We start from the raw sequence: 20344 nt of genomic DNA, 5'->3' as shown, positions 1-20344 counted from the left end.
CACACGCGTCCCACTGGGTGGGGTGTTTCGTCAGTCGTGGCCCGAGATCACGGTGCACAAGTGAGGAATTCCCCGGCTGGCCGGGGATCTCGCCACCCACTCACCGCTGCCAGACGTACGCCACCTCGGGCCGACCGGTGCCGCCGTAGCGGGGGGAGCGGGCGACGGCGCCGTCGTCGGCGAGGTGCTCGAGGTAGCGCCGGGCGGTGACGCGCGAGACGCCGACGGCGGAGGCCGTCTCGGAGGCGGAGAGGCCGTCGGGGCTGGCGCGGAGGGCGTCGGTCACCTGGCGCAGCGAGTCGAGGCTCATGCCCTTGGGCAGGGCCTCGCCGGTGGGGCGGGCGCGGAGCGAGCCGAAGAGCTGGTCGACGTCGTCCTGCACGACGCCGGTCTCGGTGGCGGCGAGCCGGCGGCGGTACTCGGCGTACTGCTCGAGCTTGCCGCGGAACGCCGCGAAGCTGAACGGCTTGAGCAGGTAGAGCACGACGCCCTGCGACACCGCGCGTCGCACGACGTCGCCGTCGCGGGCGGAGGTGACCGCGATGACGTCGGCGGTGTTGCCGGTCGCGCGGAGCCGCTGCAGCAGCCCCAGGCCGTGGCCGTCGGGCAGGTGCATGTCGAGCAGCAGCAGGTCGACGTCGGGGTCGCGCTCGAGCAGCCGCACCGCCTCGCCGGCCGAGCGGGCGACGCCGGCCAGGGCGAACCCCGGCACCTTGGCGACGTACGCCGCGTGGGCCTCCGCGGCGTGCTCCTCGTCCTCGACGACCAGCACCCGGACCGTCACGAGCCGACCACCTCCACGGTGAAGCGCGCGCCGCCCAGCGGCGACCCGCCGACCTCGAGCTCGCCGCCGTGGGCCGCCACGGTCTGGGCGACGATCGCGAGCCCGAGGCCGCGCCCGCCGGAGGCCTTGGTCGACCAGCCGCGCTCGAGCACGTGGGCGACGTCGTCGGGCGGGACGCCGGGGCCGCTGTCCTCGACCTCGACGACGAGCTCGCGGCGGTCGCCCGAGAAGCGGGCGACGACGGTACGGCGCTCGGCCTCGGAGACCGCGTCGAAGGCGTTGTCGAGCAGGTTGCCGACGACGGTGACCAGCTCGCGCGCGGCGATCGGCAGCTCGTCGTCGAGCGAGCCCTCGATGTGCAGGTCGATGCCGCGCTCGGCGGCCTGCGCGGTCTTGGCGAGCAGCAGCGCGGCGACCACGGGCTCCTCGACGGCGCCGACGACCTCGTCGGCCAGCGCCTGCGCCACCTCGAGCTCGGAGGTCGCGAACTCGACGGCCTGCTCGGGCCGACCCATCTCGACGAGGGAGACCACGGTGTGCAGCCGGTTGGCGGCCTCGTGGTTCTGGGCGCGCAGCGACTCGGTGAGGTCCTTGACGAGGTCGAGCTCGCCGGTGACGGTCTGCAGCTCGGTGCGGTCGCGCACGGTCAGCACCGCGCCGACGTCGCGCCCGCCCCAGTAGGCCGGGGCGGTGCTGAGCACGAGCACCCGCGGGCCCAGCACGTAGGAGAGGTCGGTCTCGGTCGCCTCGGCACCCACGGCCTCGACCAGCGCGGGTGGGAGGCCGAGGTCGGAGAGCCGGCGGCCGACGACGTCGTCGGGGAGGGCGAGCAGGCGCACCGCCTCGTCGTTGACGAGCTGGACCCGGTCGTCCTCGTCGACCAGCAGCAAGCCCTCCCGCACCGCTCCCAGGACAGCGCGGTAGTACTCGTACATCCGGGTGATCTCGCGCTCGCCCATCCCGTGGGTCTGCCGGCGCAGCCGCCGCGAGATCAGCCAGGCGCCGAGCAGGCCCGCGACGAGGGTGCCGAGCGCGGCGAGGGCGATCGACGGCACGTCGCCGAGCAGCGCCTGGTCGATCCGCTCCACGGTGATGCCGACCGCGACCAGCGCCACGACCTGCCCGCCGTCGACGACGGGCACCACGGCCCGCACCGACGGGCCGAGGGTGCCGGTGAAGACCTGCGTGAAGGGGCGGCCCTCGGGCGCGGTGCCGAGGTCGCCGATGAAGGGCTCGCCGATCAGCGACGGGTCGGGGTGGCTGAAGCGGGTGCGGTCGAGCGCCATCACCACCACGAAGTCGGTGCCGGTGTCGCGCCGCACCTCCTCGGCGTACGGCTGCAGCACGGCCGGCGGTTCGGCGTCGTCGACGGCCTCGCGGACCGCGGGGGAGTCGGCCATCGAGGTGGCCACGCCGAGCGCCTGCTGCCGCGCCACCTCGCGGTTGTCGGAGCGGGCGTCGTACGCCGCCAGGCTCACCGCCACCACGACGAGCACCACCACGACCACCACCTGCAGCAGCAGGATCTGCCGTGCGACGGGGCTCTCGTCGCGCCGTGCGGCCCCAGGTGGCATGGCCGCATGGTGCCACGCGCGGTGCCGGTGGTCGTGACGGCGAACACAACGCACGAAAGGGTGACCGCGCTCACAGGACGGGGCCAGGATGTGGTCGGCGGCACATCCGTGCCCGCAGCACAGGAGGCGTGATGAGCAGCAGCGACAGCGACAGCGACACCGACCAGGGGCAGACGGTCAAGAGGGACCGCACCCACTACCTCTACATCGGCGTGATCGTCGCGGTGATCCTCGGGATCGTCGTCGGCTTCCTCTTCCCGGGCTTCGCGGTCTCCATCAAGTGGATCGGCGAGACCTTCGTCAACCTGATCAAGATGATGATCCAGCCGGTCATCTTCTGCACCCTCGTGCTGGGCGTGGGCTCGGTCCGCAACGCCGCGAGCGTCGGCAAGGTCGGCGGGCTGGCCCTCGGCTACTTCCTGACGATGTCGACCTTCGCGCTCGCGATCGGCATGGTCGTCGGCAACCTGCTCGACCCGGGCGAGGGGCTCAACCTGACCGACGAGGTCGCCGGTGTCGGCCAGGAGCAGGCGGCCGAGGGCAAGGGCTCGACCGTCGAGTTCGTGCAGGGCATCGTCCCCGACTCGCTGCTGTCCGCGCTGACGTCCGGTGAGGTGCTGCAGACCCTGCTCGTGGCGTTGCTCGTCGGCTTCGCGCTGCAGGCCATGGGGCGCTCCGGCGAGCCGATCCTCGTCGGCATCGGGCACGTGCAGCGCCTGGTCTTCCGCGTGCTCGCCATGATCATGTGGCTCGCCCCGATCGGCGCCTTCGCGGCCATCGCGGCCGTCGTCGGCGAGACCGGCCTCGACGCCCTCAAGGCGCTCGCGACGATCATGATCGCCTTCTACATCACCTGCGCCGTCTTCGTGTTCGGCGTCCTGGGCCTGATCCTCAAGCTCGCCACCGGCGTCAACCTCTTCAGCCTGCTGAAGTACCTCGGTCGCGAGTTCCTGCTCATCGTCTCCACCTCGTCGTCCGAGTCGGCCCTGCCGCGCCTGATCGCCAAGATGAACCACGCGGGCGTCGACAAGTCCACGACCGGCGTCGTGGTGCCGACCGGCTACTCGTTCAACCTCGACGGCACCGCGATCTACCTGACGATGGCCTCGATCTTCATCGCCGACGCGCTCAACAAGCCGCTGTCGATCGGCGAGCAGATCTCGCTGCTGGTCTTCATGGTCATCGCCTCGAAGGGCGCCGCGGGCGTCACCGGCGCCGGCCTGGCCACCCTGGCCGGCGGCCTGTCCTCGCACCGTCCCGAGCTGCTCGACGGCGTCGGCCTCATCGTCGGCATCGACCGGTTCATGTCGGAGGCCCGCGCGGTCACCAACTTCGCCGGCAACTCGGTCGCGACCGTCCTCGTCGGCCACTGGACCGGCACCCTGAACCGCACCCAGCTCGACGCGGTGCTGTCGGGCCAGGACCCCTTCGACGAGACGACGATGCTCGACGACGACCACTCCGAGGGCCCGCGGGCCAAGGAGGTCGAGTCCGCCACCTCCTGAGCGGACGCGACGCACGACGGAGCCCCGGACCTCTCGCGGTCCGGGGCTCCGTCGCGCTCTCCCGTCCCCCGGCCCCCGGGTCAGGGCTCGGTGGCGTCGAGCAGGTCGAGGGCGTACGTCGCCAGTCGGGCCCGTGCCGCAGGGGTGGTGCCCTCGCTGCCCGACGTCGTGGGCGGGTCGAGCAGCGGGGCGGAGAGCCCGGCGTAGAGCACGACCTGCAGCGCGTGGGCGCGCAGCACCGTCGCGAGCGGGACCTCGACCCCCTCCTCGGCGAGCCCCGCGGTGTACGCCGCTGCGCACGCCGCGCCGCGGTCGGCCAGGTCGGTCCCGGGGTCGTGTCCCAGCTGAACCTCGCCGACCAGCAGCTGGCCCAGGTCGAACCCGACCGGCATCGGGCCGAGGAAGCCGAAGTCGATCATCGTCAGCGCACCGTCGCCGGTGTCGAGCAGGTTGCCCGGGCACGCGTCGCCGTGGCTGGCCAGCAGCGGCAGGCCGACGAGCTCGGCGGTCAGCTGCTCCGCCCGCGCCGCCGCGGCCCGCACCCGGTCGCGCAGCGTGGCGTCGAACGCGCCCGCGACGTGCGGGTGCTGCCACGTCGCATCGTCGGCGAGCGCGGGCAGCACCTGGTGGGCCAGGCGCCCGTGCAGGTAGTGCCACGGCGTCAGCCGGTGCCCGACCTCGCCGACCACGCGGCGTACCTCCCCGGACGCGGCGAACCGCCCCAGCAGCCCGGCCGCACGCTGGTAGCGGTCGAGGTCCCACGGCGTCTCGTGCACGGTCAGCTCGCGCAGCCAGACCGCGGCCGAGAGCTCGTCGAGGTCGCTCACGAGGAGCGCCCGCGTCATGGCCAGCCCGTCGGGGAGGTGGTCGGCCATATCGGAGCGGTACGCCGCGGGCTCGGCCCGCCACGGCACCCCCTCGGCGGCGGACGCCCGGACCTCCTCGGGTAGGAACGCGAAGAACGGGTGCCGCTCCCACGACTGCACCCGCTTGCAGAACAGCGAGAACGGCCGGTCGCCGGTCGACGTGACGCCCTTGGTCGATCCGTCCTCGTTGGTCGAGCCGTCCTCGTTGGTCGAGCCGTCCTCGCTGGTAGAGCCGTCCTCGTTGGTCGAGCCTGTCGAGACCACCGCGCGCCCCCGCACCCAGTGCCGGCCCGCGGTGGTGATCGCCGGGACGTCGTACGCCACGTCCTCGACCCGGACGTCGCGCAGCACCGGGTCGGCGACGCCGAGGAGATCGCCCACCATGCGGGCCAGGACGGTGTCGTCGACGGCGGCGGTTCCGAGGGCGGAGAGGTCGGGCATGGTCGGGTCCGATCGACAAGCGGCTTTACGATTGGCTCCACGAAGGTAAAGTCGCTTTATGACTACGGTCAAGCCCTTCCGTGACGACGAGGTGCACACCCCGGTCCTCGTCGGCCTGCTCTTCCGGCGGCTGGGGGAGGCCGTGCACGCCCGTGACTGGCAGGGGCTGCGCCAGTCGCACTTCCGCGTCCTCGCGTGCGTCCCGCCTGACGGCGCGAGCGTCACCGAGGTCGCCGAGCGCGTCGGCGTCACCAAGCAGGCCTGCGGGCAGCTCGTGACGCCGCTGGTCGAGGCGGGGCACCTGCGGGTCGAGCAGTCGCCGACCGACGGCCGGGTCCGGGTGCTGCGACGCACGCCGTCGGGCGACCGGTTCTACGCCGACGTGCGCCGCCAGGTCGCCGACATCGAGGCCGGGTGGGCCGCTCAGGTGGGGGAGCGCCGCTACGCGGAGTTCCGAGCGGTGCTCGCCGAGCTGGCGCTCGCCTCGCCCTGAGTCAGACCAGCGAGCGGTAGATGTCCAGCGTCCGCCCGGCGATGGCGGGCCAGCTGAAGTGCTGCTGGGCGCGGGTGCGCCCGGCGGCGCCGTACGCCGCGGCGCGCTCGGCGTCGGATACGGCGTCGACGAGGGCGGCGGCGAGGTCGGCGACGTAGCGGTCGGGGTCGACCGGCGTGCCGGTGCCGTCGTCGAGCTGCTCGATCGCCACCAGCCAGCCGGTCTCGCTGGGCACCACGACCTCGGGGATGCCCCCGGTCGCGGTGGCGACGACGGCGGTCTCGCACGCCATCGCCTCGAGGTTGACGATGCCGAGCGGCTCGTAGACCGAGGGGCAGGCGAAGACGGTGGCGGCGGTCAGCAGTGCGCAGACGTCGCGGCGCGGCAGCATCTCGGGGATCCACACGACCCCGTCGCGGTGGGCGGCCAGGCCGTCGACCAGGCCGCTCACCTCGGCCATGATCTCCTCGGTGTCGGGCGCGCCCGCGCACAGCACCAGCTGCACCTCGGGCGGCAGCTCGGCCGCGGCGCGCAGGAAGAGCGGCAGGCCCTTCTGGCGGGTGATGCGGCCGACGAAGATGACGCTCGGCCGGTCGGGGTCGACGCCGAGCTCGCGCACGCGGTCGGGGTCGACGACCGGGCTCCAGTCGTCGGTGTCGATGCCGTTGTGCACGACGTGCACGCGGTCGGGGTCGACGGCGGGGTAGCTGCGCAGCACGTCGTCGCGCATCGCCGCGCTGACGGCGATCACCCCGGCGGCGGCCTCGTAGGCGCTGCGCTCGGCCCAGCTCGAGACGGCGTACCCGCCGCCCAGCTGCTCGGCCTTCCACGGCCGCATCGGCTCGAGGCTGTGCGCCGAGACGACGTGGGGCACGCCGTGCAGCAGCGAGGCCAGGTGGCCGGCCGTGTTGGCGTACCAGGTGTGCGAGTGGACCAGGTCGGCGCCGGCGCAGCCGCCGACCATCTCGAGGTCGACGCCGAGGGTCCGGATCGCGGCGTTGGCGCCGGCCAGGCCGGCCGGGTCGGCGTACGCCGTGGTGCCCGGCTCGTCGCGCGGCGCGCCGAAGCAGTGGACCCGGGCCTCCACGCCGTCGACGGCACGCAGCGCCCGCACCAGCTCGGCCACGTGGACGCCGGCCCCGCCGTAGACCTCCGGCGGGTACTCCCTGGACAGCACGTCGATGCGCATGCGCCGCAACCTACCCCCGTGGCCCGGGGCCCGCCCCTCGCGTCGTGACCTGGCTCACCACTAGGTTCGTCCCATGACCTCGTCGACCGGCCGCAAGAAGGTGCTCGCGATCGTCCTCGCAGGTGGGGAGGGCAAGCGGCTGATGCCCCTGACCGCCGACCGCGCCAAGCCCGCGGTGCCGTTCGGCGGCATCTACCGGCTCATCGACTTCGCGCTGTCCAACGTCGTCAACTCGGGCTACCTGCAGGTCGTCGTGCTGACGCAGTACAAGTCGCACAGCCTCGACCGGCACGTCACCACCACCTGGCGGATGTCGACGCTGCTCGGCAACTACGTCACCCCGGTGCCGGCGCAGCAGCGCGTCGGCAAGCGCTGGTACCTCGGCTCCGCCGACGCGATCTACCAGTCGCTCAACCTGCTCAACGACGAGCGCCCCGACATCGTGGTCGTCGTCGGCGCCGACCACGTCTACCGCATGGACTTCTCGCAGATGGTCGACGCCCACGTGCAGTCGGGCGCGGGAGCGACGGTCGCGGCGATCCGGCAGCCGATCGGCCTGGCCGACCAGTTCGGGGTCATCGACGTCGACCCCACCTCGCCGTCGCGCATCCGCGCCTTCCTCGAGAAGCCGACCGACCCCGAGGGCCTGCCCGACAGCCCCCACGAGGTGCTCGCCTCGATGGGCAACTACGTCTTCGACGCCGACGCCCTGCGTGACGCCGTCACCCGCGACGCCGACGAGGAGACCAAGCACGACATGGGCGGCGACATCATCCCGTCGTTCGTCGACCGGGGCGAGGCCGCGGTCTACGACTTCAAGGACAACGTCGTGCCGGGCTCCAACGACCGCGACCGCGGCTACTGGCGCGACGTCGGCACCTTGGGCTCCTACTACGCCGCCCACATGGACCTCGTCGCCCACCTGCCGGTCTTCAACCTCTACAACCAGCAGTGGCCGATCTACACGACGTACGGCCCGCAGCCCCCGGCCAAGCTCGTCGAGGGCGACGGCATGTCGCCCGTGACCGCCTACAACTCCATCCTCTCGCCCGGGGTCGTCGTGACCGGCGGCGCGGTGCGTGAGTCGGTGCTGTCCCCGGCGGTCCGCGTGGAGTCCGGCGCCCGCATCGACGGCGCCGTGCTGCTCAACGGCGTGCGCGTCGGCGAGAACGCCGTCGTCAAGAACGCCATCATCGACAAGAACGTCGTGGTGCCGCCCGGCGCCCAGGTCGGCGTCGACCAGGAGGCCGACCGTGCGCGCGGCTTCATGGTCGAGGACGGCCTGACGGTGCTGGCCAAGGACCAGGAGGTCCGGCTGTGACGCGCGCCGGCACCCCGGCCCGCGCCGAGGACCTCGTCGACGTCCCCGCCCTGGTCACCGCCTACTACACCGAGCAGCCCGACCCCGACGACCCCGACCAGCAGGTCGCCTTCGGCACCAGCGGCCACCGCGGCTCGTCGCTGCGCACGTCCTTCAACGAGGCGCACATCCTGGCCACCACGCAGGCGATCGTGGAGTACCGCCGCGAGCAGGGGTACGACGGCCCGCTGTTCCTCGGTGCCGACACCCACGCCCTGAGCAAGCCGGCCTGGGCGACCGCCGTCGAGGTCCTCGTGGCCAACGACGTCACGGTCATGGTCGACGACCGCGGCGGCTACACCCCGACCCCCGCCGTCTCGCACGCGATCATCGCCGCCAACGAGGGCCGCACCGCGGGCTCCGGCCTGGCCGACGGCATCGTCGTGACGCCGTCGCACAACCCGCCGGCCGACGGTGGCTTCAAGTACAACCCGCCCCACGGCGGCCCCGCCGACTCCGACGCCACCAAGGCCATCGCGACGCGCGCCAACGAGCTGCTGCGCGCCGGCCTGCAGGGGGTGCGCCGCACCTCGCCCGCGAAGGCGCGCGGCGAGACGGTGGCGTACGACTTCCTCGGCCGCTACGTCGACGACCTGCCGTCGGTGCTCGACCTCGACCGCGTCCGGGAGGCCGGCGTACGCATCGGCGCCGACCCGCTGGGGGGCGCCAGCGTCCACTACTGGGGCGAGATCGCCGAGCGCCACCGGCTCGCGCTCGAGGTGGTCAACCCGCTGGTCGACCCGACGTGGCGGTTCATGACGCTCGACTGGGACGAGAAGATCCGGATGGACTGCTCGTCGCCCTCCGCGATGGCCTCGCTCATCGGCCGCAAGGACGACTACGACGTCGCCACCGGCAACGACGCCGACGCCGACCGGCACGGCATCGTCACGCCCGACGCCGGGCTGATGAACCCCAACCACTTCCTCGCCGTCGCCATCGGCTACCTCTTCGGTGGCGCGCGGCCCGACTGGCCCGCCGACGCCCGCATCGGCAAGACGCTGGTGTCGTCGTCGATGATCGACCGGGTCGCCGCCGCGGTCGGTGCGCCGCTGGTCGAGACCCCCGTGGGCTTCAAGTGGTTCGTGCCGGGGCTCATCGACGGGTCGTTCGGCTTCGGGGGCGAGGAGTCGGCCGGAGCGTCCTTCCTGCGGCGCGACGGCTCGACCTGGACCACCGACAAGGACGGCATCCTGCTGTGCCTGCTCGCCTCCGAGATCCTCGCGGCCACCGGTCGCAGCCCCAGCGAGCACTACGCCGACCTCGTCGCCCAGCACGGTGACCCGGCGTACGCCCGCGTCGACGCCCCCGCCGACCGGGCGCAGAAGGCCAAGCTCGCTGCCCTCGCGCCCGCCGACGTCACCGCCACGACGCTCGCCGGCGAGGAGATCACCGCCCGCCTGACCGAGGCGCCCGGCAACCACGCGGCCATCGGCGGACTCAAGGTCACCACCGAGTCGGCCTGGTTCGCCGCCCGCCCCAGCGGCACCGAGGACGTCTACAAGATCTACGCCGAGTCCTTCCGCGGCCCCGATCACCTCGCCCAGGTCCAGGCCGAGGCCCGCGACGTCGTCTCCGCCGCCCTCGGCGGCTGACGCTCGAGACCAGGCACAACCGGCGGTCGGGCTCGTCGAGGCCACTGCTGCGTTCTCGTCGGTCGAGCTCGGGTCGTCTGTTGGTCGAGCGTGTCGAGACCATGGCTGCGTTCTCGTTGGTCGAGCTCGGGCCGTCTGTTGGTCGAGCGTGTCGAGACCATGGCTGCGTTCTCGTTGATTGAGCTCGGGCCGTCTGTTGGTCGAGCTTGTCGAGACCATGGCCGCGTACTCGCTGGTTGAGCTGTCGAGACCACGAACCATTACGACGTTGGTGGCTGGCGCGTCTCTCGGTTGCGTGACAACGCCGGTAGGTCCCCGAAGCGGCCCTCGATGAGCGCCAATCGCTTGGCGCGGCTCCACCCCTGGATCTGCTTCTCCAGGGCGAACGCCTGGCCGATGTGCTCGCACTCGGTGGCCCACCGAAGACTCACCGGCCGGCGGTGGCGGGTGTACTCGGCAGCGACGGGCGCATGGTTGTGCTCCCAGACGCGGCGTTCGACGTTGCGAGTGCTCCCGACGTAGAAGGAGCCGTCGCAGCACTCGACGATGTAGACGAAGGCGCTCATGGGTCGAGCCTGGGGTCAACCGTGCTGCACGACCGCATCGTCCGCACGGCTGTGGACGACACGCCGCAACCTGCGGCTTGTGGAAGCCAGAGGGTCGGCCGGCGCGGGCACGACGCGATGGTCTCGACAGGCTCGACCAGCGACAAGCGGGGTGGTCTGGACGGGCTCGACCCACGGGGGGCGGGGTGGTCTCGACGGGCTCGACCAGCGGCGAGCGGGATGGTCTCGACAGGCTCGACCAGCGACGGGGCTAGGCGGGGGTGGGGGTGGTGCGGGTGAGGATCGTCGACAGGTCGGTGCCGGGGGGCAGGGTGCCGAGGGTGCCGTTGTAGTCGCCGCCGAGCCGGGTGGCGCAGAAGGCGTCGGCGACGGCGGGGGGAGCGAAGCGGACCAGCAGGGACGCCTGCAGCACGGCGGCCATCTGACCGGCGAGGCGTCGGGCCGACTGCTCGAGGACGGAGGTGTCGCCGAGCAGGGCGAGCACCGACTCGAGGGCGCGGTCGAGGCGCGGATCGGCGCCGGCCGCGAGGCCGACCTCGGTGAGCCACGCGTCGAGCACCTCGGGCTCGCGGCCGAGGGCGCGGAGCACGTCGAGCGCGTTGACGTTGCCGGAGCCCTCCCAGATCGAGTTCAGCGGCGACTCGCGGAACAGCAGCGGCATGCCGGACTCCTCGACGTAGCCGTTGCCGCCGAGGCACTCCAGCGCCTCCGCCACCATCATCGGGGTGCGCTTGCAGACCCAGAACTTCGCGAGCGGCAGCGCGATCCGGCGCAACGCCGCCTCGTGGGGGTCCGTACGACGGTCGACCGCGGCGGCGAGCCGCAGGGCCAGGGTGGTGGCGGCCTCGGACTCGACGGCGAGGTCGGCGACGACGTTCTGCATCAGGGGCTTGTCGGCCAGGACGCCCCCGAACGCCGCGCGGTGCGCGACGTGCCAGGAGGCCTCGGCCACGGCCCGCCGCATCAGCGAGGCGGAGCCGAGCACGCAGTCGAGCCGCGTCGCCGCGACCATCTCGATGATGGTGCGCACGCCCCGACCCTCGTCGCCGAGGCGCTGCGCCCAGGTGCCGTGCAGCTCGAGCTCGGAGGAGGCGTTGGAGCGGTTGCCGAGCTTGTCCTTGAGGCGGACGACGTCGAGGCGGTTGCGGGTGCCGTCGGGCAGCACCCGGGGGAGCAGGAAGCAGGTGAGTCCGCCCGGGGCCTGCGCGAGCACGAGGAAGACGTCGTTCATCGGCGCGGAGGTGAACCACTTGTGGCCCTCCAGGGTGTACTCGCCGTCGACGCCGGTCGGCGTGGCCGCGGTCAGGTTGGCCCGGACGTCGGAGCCGCCCTGCTTCTCGGTCATGCCCATGCCGGCCAGGGCGCCGGCCTTGTCGGCGAGCGGCCGCACGCCGGGGTCGTAGCGGGTCGAGGCGAGCAGCGGGGCCCACTCCTTGGCCAGCACCTCGTCGGCGCGCAACGCGGGCACCGCGGCGTACGTCATCGAGATCGGGCAGCCGTGGCCGGGCTCGGTCTGGGACCAGGCGAGGAAGCCGGCGGCGCGGCGGACGTGCGCGTGGGGGTCGTCGCTCTCCCACGGCGCCGCCTGCAGGCCGTGGCCGACGCCGCGCTCCATCAGCCAGTGCCACGACGGGTGGAAGGTCACCTCGTCGACCCGGTTGCCGTAGCGGTCGAACGTGACCAGCTCGGGGTGGTGGCGGTTGGCGAGCACGCCGTGCTCGCGCGCCTCGGCCGACCCGGCCTCCCGGCCGAGCGCCGACAGCGACGCGAGCGCGTCCTCTGAGGCGTGGCGTCGCACGGCGTCGACGAGTGCGGCGTCGCCGCCGACGACGTCGTGGCCGACGAGCGGCGGGGCCTGGTTGGGGGCGACGCGCGTGGCGGCCGTCTCAGGCGTCATGGGGCCTTACCGTAGTGGGCATGCCCGGGGAGACGGTGGCGGAGCGCGCGGCGGCGGGCAGCCCCCGCCGTCAGCTGCGCGGCCTCTCGTGGCGCACGTTCATCGAGTCGGTGTGGCGGCTCGTCGTGAGCACCGTCCACACGTGCATGCAGAACCGCGTTACCGGTCTCGCCGCCGAGGCGGCGTTCTTCGCGGTGCTCTCGCTGCCGCCGCTGATCTTCGCGCTGGCCGGGTCGATCGGCTATGTCTTCGAGCAGTTCAGCGAGTCGCAGATCGACGAGGTCCGCGAGACGGTGATCGGCCTGGCGAGCCAGGCGCTGACCGAGCAGGCGGTCGACAGCATCATCCGCCCCACGCTCGACGAGGTGCTGGCGGGCGGTCGCTACGACGTCATCTCGATCGGCTTCGTGCTGGCCCTGTGGTCGGGCTCGCGCGCGCTCAACGTCTTCCTCGACACCATCACGATCATGTACGGCCTCGGCGACCAGCGCGGCATCGTCGCCACGCGGGCGCTGTCGTTCCTGCTGTACGTCGTCGGGATGGTCGTCGGCGTCGTCATGGTGCCGCTGGTCGTGGCCGGCCCGACCCTGATCGCCCGCTGGCTGCCCCCGCGCTTCGACTGGGTCGGGCTGGCCTACTGGCCCACCGTGCTGGTGCTCGGCATCTGCTTCCTGGCGCTGCTCTACCACCTGTCGGTCCCGGTGCGCACGCGCTGGCGCTACAACCTGCCCGGCGCGGTCTTCACGATGGTCTGCTGGGTCTTCGGCTCCGCGCTCCTGCGGCTGGTGCTCGTCGAGACGGCCGCCTCGTCGACCTCGATCTACGGGCCGCTCGCGGCGCCCATCGCGGTGCTGCTGTGGCTCTACCTCGTCTCCATCACGCTGCTCATCGGCGCGGCGGTCAACGCCGCCATCGACCAGGTGTGGCCGCAGGTCGAGCTCACCACCGCCCGCCAGGAGCGGGCGCGGCGGCTCTCGCTGACCGCGCTGCCGCTGCCCGACTGGCGCAGCGTCGTGCCCGGGCGCGCGGCCCGAGCCCCCCAGGAGCCCGTCGACCAGCGCGACGACGGGCCCGACGTTGGGGCTGCCGACGGGCCTGACGACGGGCGTGACGACGGGCTGGTCGACGAGGTCCCGGCGCGCGACGCCGCCGGCGGCCGCCGATGACCACCACGAGCACCCCCGCGATAACCCACTGCGGCGCCGCGGCAGGGCGACGTACGCTCGTGCGATGAGGCCCTGCCCGCCCGCCTCGGCGCTGCCGTGAGCGCCGCCGCCCGCTCCCACGCCGGCGTGGGGTGCGTGCTGGTCGCGGCCGACGGCCTGCTGGAGGTCCTCACCGACCGGGGTCGGGTCGTGGCCGGTCTCGGCGGGGCGCTGCTCGCCCGTGTCGCGCGCGACGACCGGCAGCGCCCGGTCGTGGGGGACTGGGTCGCCATGACCTGGTGGCCCGACGGCCCGGTGACGGTCGACCGGCGGCTCGGGCCACGACCCACCGCGCCCGAGGCGTCGTCGGCCCGCGTGCTGCCCCTGCGACGGCCCTGAGGGTCGTCCCACCCGCGCGCCCCCGTGCGTGCGATGCTTCCGCCCGTGGCAGACGAGCCCCGCGCCTTCGGGCTCCTCCGACTTCCGGCGACCACGCGGTCGCCGTGGTGGCAGCTCGGGAAGCGGCTGCTGCTGGCCGTCGGCATCCTGGTCTTAACGGTGGCGCTGGTCTACTTCGACCGCGACGGCTACATCGACCAGACCGACCCCGACAACGAGGTCACGCTGCTCGACGCGATCTACTACACGACCGTCACGCTCAGCACGACCGGGTACGGCGACATCGCGCCCCAGGCGCCCACGGCCCGGCTGGTCAACGCCTTCGTCATCACGCCGCTGCGCATCGCCTTCCTGGTGCTGCTGATCGGCACCACTCTGGAGGTGCTCGCCGCGCAGGGCCGCGAGATGTTCCGCAACGCGCGCTGGAGGAAGAACATGCAGCAGCACGTCGTCGTCATCGGCTACGGCACCAAGGGCCGCAGCGCCGTCGACACCCTGGTGAGCAACGGCCTGTCGCGCGAGTCGGTCGTGGTCGTCGACCCGAGCACCGCGGGGCAGGAGGAGGCGCACGCCGACGGCCTCGCCGTGGTCACCGGCGACGCGACCCGTCGCGAGGTGCTGCGCCGTGCCCGGGTCGACCAGGCGCAGCAGGTGATCATCACGGCCAACCGCGACGACACCACGGTGCTCGCGACGCTCACCGTCCGCCAGCTCAACCCCGACGCCTACATCGTCGCCTCGGTGCGCGAGCAGGACAACGTTCCCCTGGTGCGCCAGAGCGGTGCCGACTCGGTCATCACCTCCAGCGAGGCCGTCGGCCGCCTGCTCGGCCTGGCGTCGTTCTCGCCCAACCTCGGCGCGGTGATGGAGGATCTCCTGACGTACGGCGACGGCCTCGAGGTCGCGCAGCGCGACCTGCTGGTCACGGAGGTCGGCAAGGCCCCGCAGTCGCTGCCCGACCAGGTCATCGCCGTGGTGCGCGACGAGAAGGTCTACCGCTACTTCGACCCGACCGTGACGCTGCTGGCGCGCGGCGACGAGCTCATCGTGGTGCGCCCGTCGAAGGAGCTGCCGTGGGCGCCGCGGCCCGGCACCCACAACGAGGCCCTGGCCGACGAGGACGACTGAACCCGCTGCTCACCGCGCGGTCATCTCCCGTTGTGCGCGATCAGTGCCCTCGGCGGGGTCGCTTCCGTAGAGTGGGCCCGTGGAAACGGCCAAGAACGTCGGTCTGAAGGTCCTCGGCTGGGTGCTCCTGGTCGGCGGCATCGTCGCGCTTCCGGCCCCGGGCCCCGGCGCCATGATCATCCTGCTGGCCATGTTCGTGCTCTCCACGCAGTACGAGTGGGCCGAGCAGCGCCTCGAGCGCGTCAAGGTCTGGGCGCTGAAGGGCGCGGCCGAGAGCGTCGAGACCTGGCCCCGCGTCGCGCTGTCGCTGCTGGGCGTGGTCTGGGTCGTCGGGCTCGGCGTCGTGTGGGGCCTGCAGCCCCCGGCCCCCGGCTGGTGGCCGGTCTCGGAGACGCTGTGGCTCTACGGCGGCTGGGGTGTCGGCGGCACGCTGATCTTTTCCGGTGCCGTGGCGCTCGCGCTCATCGTCTACAGCTTCGTCAAGCTCCGCGGCAAGGACGTCGAGGACTTCAAGAGCGACGTCGAGGCGGAGGCCAACACCCCCGACAAGCACACCGACGAGCACAGCGAGCGGGCGAGCTCGTGAGCGCGGCCGGCGGCGGCGCCGACGCGCCCGTCGAGGTGCGGGAGTGGGCCGCCGCCCGCGCCCGCGTGGCCGAGCTGGTGAGGGCTGCCTCCGACAGCGAGCTGCACCAGCCCGTGCCGGCCTGTCCCGACTGGACCTGCCTCGACCTCGTGCGGCACGTGGTCGGGCTGGGAGCCGACGTGCTCGGCGGCGACGAGCCCGACGACCACGATCCGAGCTGGACCCAGGCACACGTCGACCGCCGGCAGGAGAGCCCGGCCGACGAGGTGCTCCAGGAGTGGGACGACCTCGCCGACGACCTGGTGCGGTGGATGCTGGAGCACGGCACCCGTCCGCTCGGCGACCTGGTCATCCACGAGCAGGACCTCCGCAGCGCCCTGGGCCGCGCCGGTGCACGCGACACCGAGGGCTTCGCCCTGGTGCGCGAGCGGATGGCCGGTCGCTTCGGCACCGCGGTCGAGGGGCGGCCGCCGATCGCGCTGGTGGGTGCCGACTGGCAGTGGTGCTCCGAGGGGCCGGTCGACGACGCCGAGACGGTGCTGTCGGCCGGCGACTACGACCTCGGTCGTGCCCTGACGTCCCGCCGTACGGCGGAGCAGCTGCGGTCGTGGGTGACGCGCGGCGACGTCGAGCCCTACCTCGACGCGTTCGCCGGCCTCGGCGCCCTCCCGCTCGAGCCGCTGCCCGAGTGACGATCCGGCGAGCTCGGGGCCAGGAGCCCGCGGAGTTGGGCGCGACCGACGACAACTGACAGGCTGGCCGCCATGAGTGACGCTTCCCGCGACCCCGCCGCCGTCAGCACGCGGGCGCAGGCGATTCCGGACCCCGCGGCGCCGACGAAGCGCGACGCGCCGCCTGCCCGGGCCGAGGTGATCGGACACGGGTTGACGTGGGTCGCCACCTGGAGCCTGCGGTTCGTCTTCATCGCGGCCGGCGCGGTCGTGCTGGGGCTGCTGGTCAAGTACGGCTGGTACGTCATCTTCCCGGTCCTGCTGGCCCTCATCTTCGCGACGGTGCTGGCACCGGTCGGGTTCGTGCTGCGCGAGCGGCTCGGGCTGCCGGCCGGGCTCGCCGCCGGGCTCGCGCTGCTCGGGGCGATCGGCGTCGTGGTGGGCGCCGGGTTCGCCGTCGCGCCCCAGGTCGCCGGGCAGTCCACCGAGATCGCCCAGGACGTCAACACCGGTCTGCAGCAGGTGCAGGACTTCGTGCAGAGCCTGGAGTTCGTCAGCGCCGACCAGATCGACGCTGCCGTGCAGGGCCTGCAGGACGTCGTCACGGGCTCGGCCAGCTCGATCGCCTCCGGCCTGATCGTCGGGGTCTCGGCCGTCACCAACGCGCTGATCACGCTGGTCATCGCGCTCGTGCTGACGTTCCTCTTCCTCAAGGACGGTCGCCGCTTCCTGCCCTGGGTCGGCCGGGTCGCCGGCCCCCACGCCGGTGACCACCTCGTCGAGGTCGGCATCCGGGCCTGGCGCACGCTGGGCGGCTTCATCCGCACGCAGGCGCTGGTCTCGCTGATCGACGCCGTGATCATCGGTGCGGGCCTGCTCGTGCTCGGGGTCCCGCTGGCGATCCCACTGGCGGTGCTGACGTTCTTCGCGGGCTTCATCCCGATCGTGGGTGCCATCACCGCGGGCGCGCTGGCCGTGCTCGTCGCGCTGGTCTCCAACGGCATCACCGGGGCGCTCATCGTGCTCGCCATCATCGTGGCGGTGCAGCAGCTCGAGGGCAACGTGCTCTCGCCGTGGCTGCAGTCCAAGACGATGCAGCTCCACCCGGCCGTGGTACTGCTGTCGGTGACGCTCGGCTCGACGCTGTTCGGCATCACGGGCGCCTTCCTGGCGGTGCCCGTGGTCGCCGTCGCCGCCGTGGTGCTGCGCTACCTCGACGAGGTGGTCACCGCCCGCACCCGCCCGGCGGTCGACCCGCCGTACGTCGACGGGCTCGCTGACAACGAGCGGCCGCCGGCCGTGCACGCCGAGCGGCCGTTGCGCGACGTCGACGCCGACGACCCGGTGGAGCAGGACCGGCACGACGTCGCGGAGCACGTCGTGCGCGACGAGGACCAGCAGGGTTCGGGCAGGTCGCACTGAGCAAGTCGGACTGAGCAGGTCGGACTGAGCCCGGTCGCCGTGTGCCGCATGTGCGGCGCAGCATCGGGCACGAAGGAGGCGACCCGATGAAACGGAGCGCCCGGTGTCCGTGCAGCTCGACGAGATGTTCGACGAGCCCCCTGGGGTCGTCGCGGCGGTGCTGTCGCACGCCATCGAGTCGGCGGGGTGGCACCTCGTGCACGTCTCCGAGGCCGGCGACTGCGTGATCTGGGAGGTCGACCAGGGCGCGCGGGGCCCGGCTCGCCTCGAGGCGTCCATCGAGCCCCACGGTCAGGGCGCTCGGGTCAGGGTGGTCTCGGTGGAGGACCAGCGACCGGGTCCGGCCGCGACCGTGGGTGAGCAGGCCGACGTCATCGACCTCTTCCCGCGCGTCGACGGCCATAACGGCTTCGGGCCGACGCACGACCCGCCGCCGTTCGGCCTGTCCTAGGCCGACCCGTCACCGGCCGGTCAGCGGCGCTTGCGCTCCTTCTTGACGCGGCGACGCAGCTGCAGGATGCGCAGCATGCCCGCGGCGGCGACGATCAGCGCCCCGCCGGCGGCGGCGATGAGCAACGCGGCCGACACGGGCGCGGTGCCGCTCCAGCCGAGGAAGTTGACCTCGGTCTCCTGGGTGTTCTGCAGGATGAACACGGCAGTGAGGATGAGCACCAGCACCAGGGCGATCACCGCGACCCAGATGCCGCTCGTGCGCGACCCGCGCAGCGGGTCCTTGCTGCTGCCGGCGGCACGCTGCTGCGGCGACCGCTCCTCGGCGGGAGCGCCCGCCGACGCACCGGGCTCGTCGTCGGGGGTGTTGGTGGGCACCGGCTGCTGGCTGGTCACGGGGTGTGCTCCTCGTCGGGTCGGGACGCGTCGGTGGCAGCGTCTCACCGACCTGTACCCCCGTGCGGGCGGATGCGTGCCCCGGAGTGGCGCGGGGCGACCGGTTGTGCGCGTCCGAGTGGGCAACGTCCGAGTTCGCGACTACGCTGCAGCCATGTCCTCGAGCCGCGACCTCGCGCTGCTGCGCCGGAGCGCGGCCGCGCTCCGGGCGCGCGGCGAGGCCGCCGCGGCCGACGAGGTCGACCGGGCGGTCAGGCGCCTGGAAGACGTCCCCGTGCACCGCGCCGACCTCGACGGCGTCCGGAGCGGGGTGTTCCGGCTGCGCGACACCGAGGAGGCTCCTCGGCCCCGTCCGCCCCGACGGGTCGCCCTCACGACCGACGACCACGCGGGCGCCGACGACCCCAGCTGAGCGCGGTCACCAGCGGAACGTCATCGTTTCCGGTCGCTCGGGCGACCGCACCGCACGACGTCCGCGATCCGTCCCTCGCGTCGCGGTCCGGTGCTGCAGGAGAGGGAGAGCGGAAGACCCCGTCTCCGACGACGTCGAAAACGGGGTCTGACCTGCTGGAACGTTGGTGGGCGATACTGGGTTTGAACCAGTGACCTCTTCCGTGTCAAGGAAGCGCGCTACCACTGCGCCAATCGCCCGTGTGTTGAGTTTGAGGTGGGTACGGGATTCGAACCCGTGTACACGGATTTGCAGTCCGTTGCCTCGCCTCTCGGCCAACCCACCGTGGAGTCCCGGCAGACGGGGCTTCCCCGAGCGGACGACGAGGCTCGAACTCGCGACCTCAACCTTGGCAAGGTTGCGCTCTACCAACTGAGCTACGTCCGCTTGCGACCTGGGTGACTCGGGGGTCTCCCTCGGTGCGAACAGAACCATAGCGGACCCTGCCGGGAGCACAAATTCGGGGGTGCGGCACCGGCCGGGAGGTGGCCCGGCGACGTCCGTCGCGGGGGCTAGGGTCGCCGGATGCAGGTGTGGGTGAGTGCGGGCGACGGCGCGGGCGGACGGCTGCTGGAGGACCCGGAGGCGCCGGCGATCAGCGTCGCCGACCACGGGTTCACGGTCGGCGACGGAGTCTTCGAGGCGGTCAAGGTGGTCCGGGGCGAGCCGTTCGCGCTCACGCGGCACCTGCGCCGCCTCGCGAGGTCGGCTACGGCGCTGGGGCTGCCCGAGCCCGACGACGCGCTCGTGCGCGAGGGGGTCGCCGCCGTGCTCGGCGCGGAGCGGCGCGAGACCGGGCGGCTGCGGATCACCTTCACCGGCGGCCCCGCACCGATGGGGTCGGGACGCGGCGACCACTCACCGACGCTCGTGGTCGCGGTGTCCGACCTGGCGCCGGCCGCGGAGGCGGTCGACGTGCACGTGGTCTCGTTCCCCCGCAACGAGCGGGGGGCGCTGGCCGGCGTGAAGTCGACGTCGTACGCCGAGAACGTCGTCGCGCTCGCAGAGGCGGCGCGGCACGGCGCCCAGGAGGCCGTGCTCGGCAACCTCGCGGGCCACCTGTGCGAGGGCACGGGGTCCAACGTCGGCTACGTCGTCGACGGCCAGGCGCGGACGCCGACGCTGGCGTCGGGCTGCCTCGCGGGCATCACGCGCGAGCTCGTCCTGGAGTGGGGCGACGTGGTGGAGGTCGACGAGCCGCTCGAGGTGGTGGCCGGCGCCGACGAGGTGTTCTTGATGTCGACCACCCGCGACGTGCAGCCCGTACGCCGCTGGGCTGGCCGGGAGCTGCCCGCTCCAGGGCCCGTCACCCGCGGGCTGCAGCGGCTGTGGCGCGAGCGCGAGGCCGAGCACGCCGACCCGTGAACGCGCCGGACACGCGCGAACGCCCGGTCCTGGCGGAGGACCGGGCGTTCGGGCGAAGCGG

General features: G+C 73.0%; 20 protein-coding genes and 3 tRNA genes. 13 read left to right on the top strand and 10 right to left on the bottom strand.

All coding sequences use genetic code 11. The features are described from left to right. Positions 1 to 100 precede the first annotated feature (100 nt). Positions 101 to 784 carry a response regulator gene (locus tag ACYU8I_RS03275; RefSeq protein WP_460837400.1) on the bottom strand — a complete coding sequence of 228 codons (684 nt, stop codon included), beginning with the start codon at positions 782 to 784 and terminating at the stop codon, positions 101 to 103. Then, positions 781 to 2358, bottom strand: coding sequence for a sensor histidine kinase (locus ACYU8I_RS03270; RefSeq protein WP_460837398.1), 1578 nt, complete (start codon positions 2356 to 2358; stop codon positions 781 to 783). The genes ACYU8I_RS03275 and ACYU8I_RS03270 overlap by 4 nt, the downstream gene beginning before the upstream one ends. 131 nt (positions 2359 to 2489) lie before the next feature. Between ACYU8I_RS03270 and ACYU8I_RS03265 the strand changes: the two genes are divergently transcribed. Then, positions 2490 to 3863, top strand: coding sequence for a cation:dicarboxylate symporter family transporter (locus ACYU8I_RS03265; RefSeq protein WP_460837396.1), 1374 nt, complete (start codon positions 2490 to 2492; stop codon positions 3861 to 3863). 80 nt (positions 3864 to 3943) lie between these two features. Here the strand turns inward: ACYU8I_RS03265 and ACYU8I_RS03260 are convergent, their stop codons facing one another. Further along, complete coding sequence (locus ACYU8I_RS03260; protein WP_460837392.1) at positions 3944 to 5170, bottom strand: phosphotransferase; 1227 nt, start codon at positions 5168 to 5170, stop codon at positions 3944 to 3946. 58 nt (positions 5171 to 5228) lie between these two features. Here ACYU8I_RS03260 and ACYU8I_RS03255 point away from each other — a divergent pair, with 58 nt between their 5' ends. Then, positions 5229 to 5663, top strand: a complete 435-nt coding sequence (locus ACYU8I_RS03255) for a MarR family winged helix-turn-helix transcriptional regulator (RefSeq protein ID WP_460837390.1) — start codon at positions 5229 to 5231, stop codon at positions 5661 to 5663. A 1-nt stretch (position 5664) separates the two neighbouring features. Here ACYU8I_RS03255 and glgA read toward each other — a convergent pair whose 3' ends face one another. Further along, positions 5665 to 6852, bottom strand: a complete 1188-nt coding sequence (gene glgA, locus ACYU8I_RS03250; protein ID WP_460837388.1) for a glycogen synthase — start codon at positions 6850 to 6852, stop codon at positions 5665 to 5667. Positions 6853 to 6925: 73 nt separating this feature from the next. Between glgA and glgC the strand changes: the two genes are divergently transcribed. Both glgC and pgm read left to right on the top strand, forming a co-directional pair. Continuing rightward, a complete protein-coding gene (gene glgC / locus ACYU8I_RS03245) occupies positions 6926 to 8173 on the top strand; it encodes a glucose-1-phosphate adenylyltransferase (RefSeq protein ID WP_460837386.1) in 1248 nt (415 codons plus the stop codon). Continuing rightward, complete coding sequence (gene pgm / locus ACYU8I_RS03240; protein ID WP_460837385.1) at positions 8170 to 9807, top strand: phosphoglucomutase (alpha-D-glucose-1,6-bisphosphate-dependent); 1638 nt, start codon at positions 8170 to 8172, stop codon at positions 9805 to 9807. Before glgC ends, pgm begins: the two co-directional genes overlap by 4 nt. 260 nt (positions 9808 to 10067) lie before the next feature. Here pgm and ACYU8I_RS03235 read toward each other — a convergent pair whose 3' ends face one another. Together ACYU8I_RS03235 and ACYU8I_RS03230 are read right to left on the bottom strand one after the other, a co-directional pair. Next, complete coding sequence (locus ACYU8I_RS03235) at positions 10068 to 10373, bottom strand: GIY-YIG nuclease family protein (protein WP_460837382.1); 306 nt, start codon at positions 10371 to 10373, stop codon at positions 10068 to 10070. 250 nt (positions 10374 to 10623) lie between these two features. Next, complete coding sequence (locus tag ACYU8I_RS03230) at positions 10624 to 12270, bottom strand: acyl-CoA dehydrogenase family protein (protein ID WP_460837379.1); 1647 nt, start codon at positions 12268 to 12270, stop codon at positions 10624 to 10626. Positions 12271 to 12290: 20 nt separating this feature from the next. Between ACYU8I_RS03230 and ACYU8I_RS03225 the strand changes: the two genes are divergently transcribed. The 7 genes from ACYU8I_RS03225 to ACYU8I_RS03195 all read left to right on the top strand — a co-directional run bounded on the left by ACYU8I_RS03225 (position 12291) and on the right by ACYU8I_RS03195 (position 18072). Beyond that, positions 12291 to 13436: a YihY/virulence factor BrkB family protein gene (locus tag ACYU8I_RS03225; RefSeq protein WP_460837377.1), complete on the top strand. Its 1146-nt coding sequence runs from the start codon at positions 12291 to 12293 to the stop codon at positions 13434 to 13436. 96 nt (positions 13437 to 13532) lie between these two features. Next, entirely contained in the window at positions 13533 to 13814 is a 282-nt protein-coding gene (locus tag ACYU8I_RS03220; RefSeq protein ID WP_460837375.1) for a hypothetical protein, read from the top strand. A 45-nt stretch (positions 13815 to 13859) separates the two neighbouring features. Beyond that, the gene (locus ACYU8I_RS03215) at positions 13860 to 14942 is read left to right on the top strand and encodes a potassium channel family protein (protein WP_460837374.1); all 1083 of its coding nucleotides are present in this window, start codon (positions 13860 to 13862) and stop codon (positions 14940 to 14942) included. 79 nt (positions 14943 to 15021) lie between these two features. Next, positions 15022 to 15528, top strand: a complete 507-nt coding sequence (locus ACYU8I_RS03210) for a PGPGW domain-containing protein (RefSeq protein ID WP_460837372.1) — start codon at positions 15022 to 15024, stop codon at positions 15526 to 15528. Next, positions 15525 to 16220, top strand: coding sequence for a maleylpyruvate isomerase N-terminal domain-containing protein (locus ACYU8I_RS03205; RefSeq protein ID WP_460837370.1), 696 nt, complete (start codon positions 15525 to 15527; stop codon positions 16218 to 16220). The genes ACYU8I_RS03210 and ACYU8I_RS03205 overlap by 4 nt, the downstream gene beginning before the upstream one ends. Positions 16221 to 16292: 72 nt before the next feature. Next, entirely contained in the window at positions 16293 to 17621 is a 1329-nt protein-coding gene (locus ACYU8I_RS03200; RefSeq protein WP_460837369.1) for an AI-2E family transporter, read from the top strand. Positions 17622 to 17724: 103 nt separating this feature from the next. Then, the gene (locus ACYU8I_RS03195) at positions 17725 to 18072 is read left to right on the top strand and encodes a hypothetical protein (protein WP_460837367.1); all 348 of its coding nucleotides are present in this window, start codon (positions 17725 to 17727) and stop codon (positions 18070 to 18072) included. A 20-nt stretch (positions 18073 to 18092) separates the two neighbouring features. Here ACYU8I_RS03195 and ACYU8I_RS03190 read toward each other — a convergent pair whose 3' ends face one another. Beyond that, entirely contained in the window at positions 18093 to 18467 is a 375-nt protein-coding gene (locus tag ACYU8I_RS03190) for a lipopolysaccharide assembly protein LapA domain-containing protein (RefSeq protein WP_460837366.1), read from the bottom strand. Between the two features lie 154 nt (positions 18468 to 18621). On the opposite strand from ACYU8I_RS03190, the gene ACYU8I_RS03185 reads away from it, so the two are divergent. Next, the gene (locus tag ACYU8I_RS03185; RefSeq protein WP_460837363.1) at positions 18622 to 18879 is read left to right on the top strand and encodes a hypothetical protein; all 258 of its coding nucleotides are present in this window, start codon (positions 18622 to 18624) and stop codon (positions 18877 to 18879) included. A gap of 164 nt (positions 18880 to 19043) precedes the next feature. Here ACYU8I_RS03185 and ACYU8I_RS03180 read toward each other — a convergent pair. The 3 genes from ACYU8I_RS03180 to ACYU8I_RS03170 all read right to left on the bottom strand — a co-directional run bounded on the left by ACYU8I_RS03180 (position 19044) and on the right by ACYU8I_RS03170 (position 19305). Continuing rightward, positions 19044 to 19118, bottom strand: a tRNA-Val gene (locus ACYU8I_RS03180). Between the two features lie 14 nt (positions 19119 to 19132). Then, positions 19133 to 19203, bottom strand: a tRNA-Cys gene (locus ACYU8I_RS03175). Between the two features lie 29 nt (positions 19204 to 19232). Further along, positions 19233 to 19305 (bottom strand) — tRNA-Gly (locus ACYU8I_RS03170). A 138-nt stretch (positions 19306 to 19443) separates the two neighbouring features. On the opposite strand from ACYU8I_RS03170, the gene ACYU8I_RS03165 reads away from it, so the two are divergent. Beyond that, complete coding sequence (locus ACYU8I_RS03165) at positions 19444 to 20283, top strand: aminotransferase class IV (protein ID WP_460837361.1); 840 nt, start codon at positions 19444 to 19446, stop codon at positions 20281 to 20283. Positions 20284 to 20344: the final 61 nt, after the last annotated feature.

The organism is Nocardioides marmoraquaticus, assembly GCF_054777915.1.
This window is presented reverse-complemented; position numbering and strand designations above follow the sequence as displayed.

Bases quoted from the DNA above. Each gene is read 5' to 3' on its own strand.
- ACYU8I_RS03270 (WP_460837398.1), bottom strand. From the start codon at position 2,358: ATGCCACCTGGGGCCGCACGGCGCGACGAGAGCCCCGTCGCACGGCAG.
- ACYU8I_RS03265 (WP_460837396.1), top strand. From the start codon at position 2,490: ATGAGCAGCAGCGACAGCGACAGCGACACCGACCAGGGGCAGACGGTC.
- ACYU8I_RS03260 (WP_460837392.1), bottom strand. From the start codon at position 5,170: ATGCCCGACCTCTCCGCCCTCGGAACCGCCGCCGTCGACGACACCGTC.
- ACYU8I_RS03255 (WP_460837390.1), top strand. From the start codon at position 5,229: ATGACTACGGTCAAGCCCTTCCGTGACGACGAGGTGCACACCCCGGTC.
- glgA (WP_460837388.1), bottom strand. From the start codon at position 6,852: ATGCGCATCGACGTGCTGTCCAGGGAGTACCCGCCGGAGGTCTACGGC.
- glgC (WP_460837386.1), top strand. From the start codon at position 6,926: ATGACCTCGTCGACCGGCCGCAAGAAGGTGCTCGCGATCGTCCTCGCA.
- ACYU8I_RS03235 (WP_460837382.1), bottom strand. From the start codon at position 10,373: ATGAGCGCCTTCGTCTACATCGTCGAGTGCTGCGACGGCTCCTTCTAC.
- ACYU8I_RS03230 (WP_460837379.1), bottom strand. From the start codon at position 12,270: ATGACGCCTGAGACGGCCGCCACGCGCGTCGCCCCCAACCAGGCCCCG.
- ACYU8I_RS03225 (WP_460837377.1), top strand. From the start codon at position 12,291: ATGCCCGGGGAGACGGTGGCGGAGCGCGCGGCGGCGGGCAGCCCCCGC.
- ACYU8I_RS03200 (WP_460837369.1), top strand. From the start codon at position 16,293: ATGAGTGACGCTTCCCGCGACCCCGCCGCCGTCAGCACGCGGGCGCAG.
- ACYU8I_RS03185 (WP_460837363.1), top strand. From the start codon at position 18,622: ATGTCCTCGAGCCGCGACCTCGCGCTGCTGCGCCGGAGCGCGGCCGCG.
- ACYU8I_RS03165 (WP_460837361.1), top strand. From the start codon at position 19,444: ATGCAGGTGTGGGTGAGTGCGGGCGACGGCGCGGGCGGACGGCTGCTG.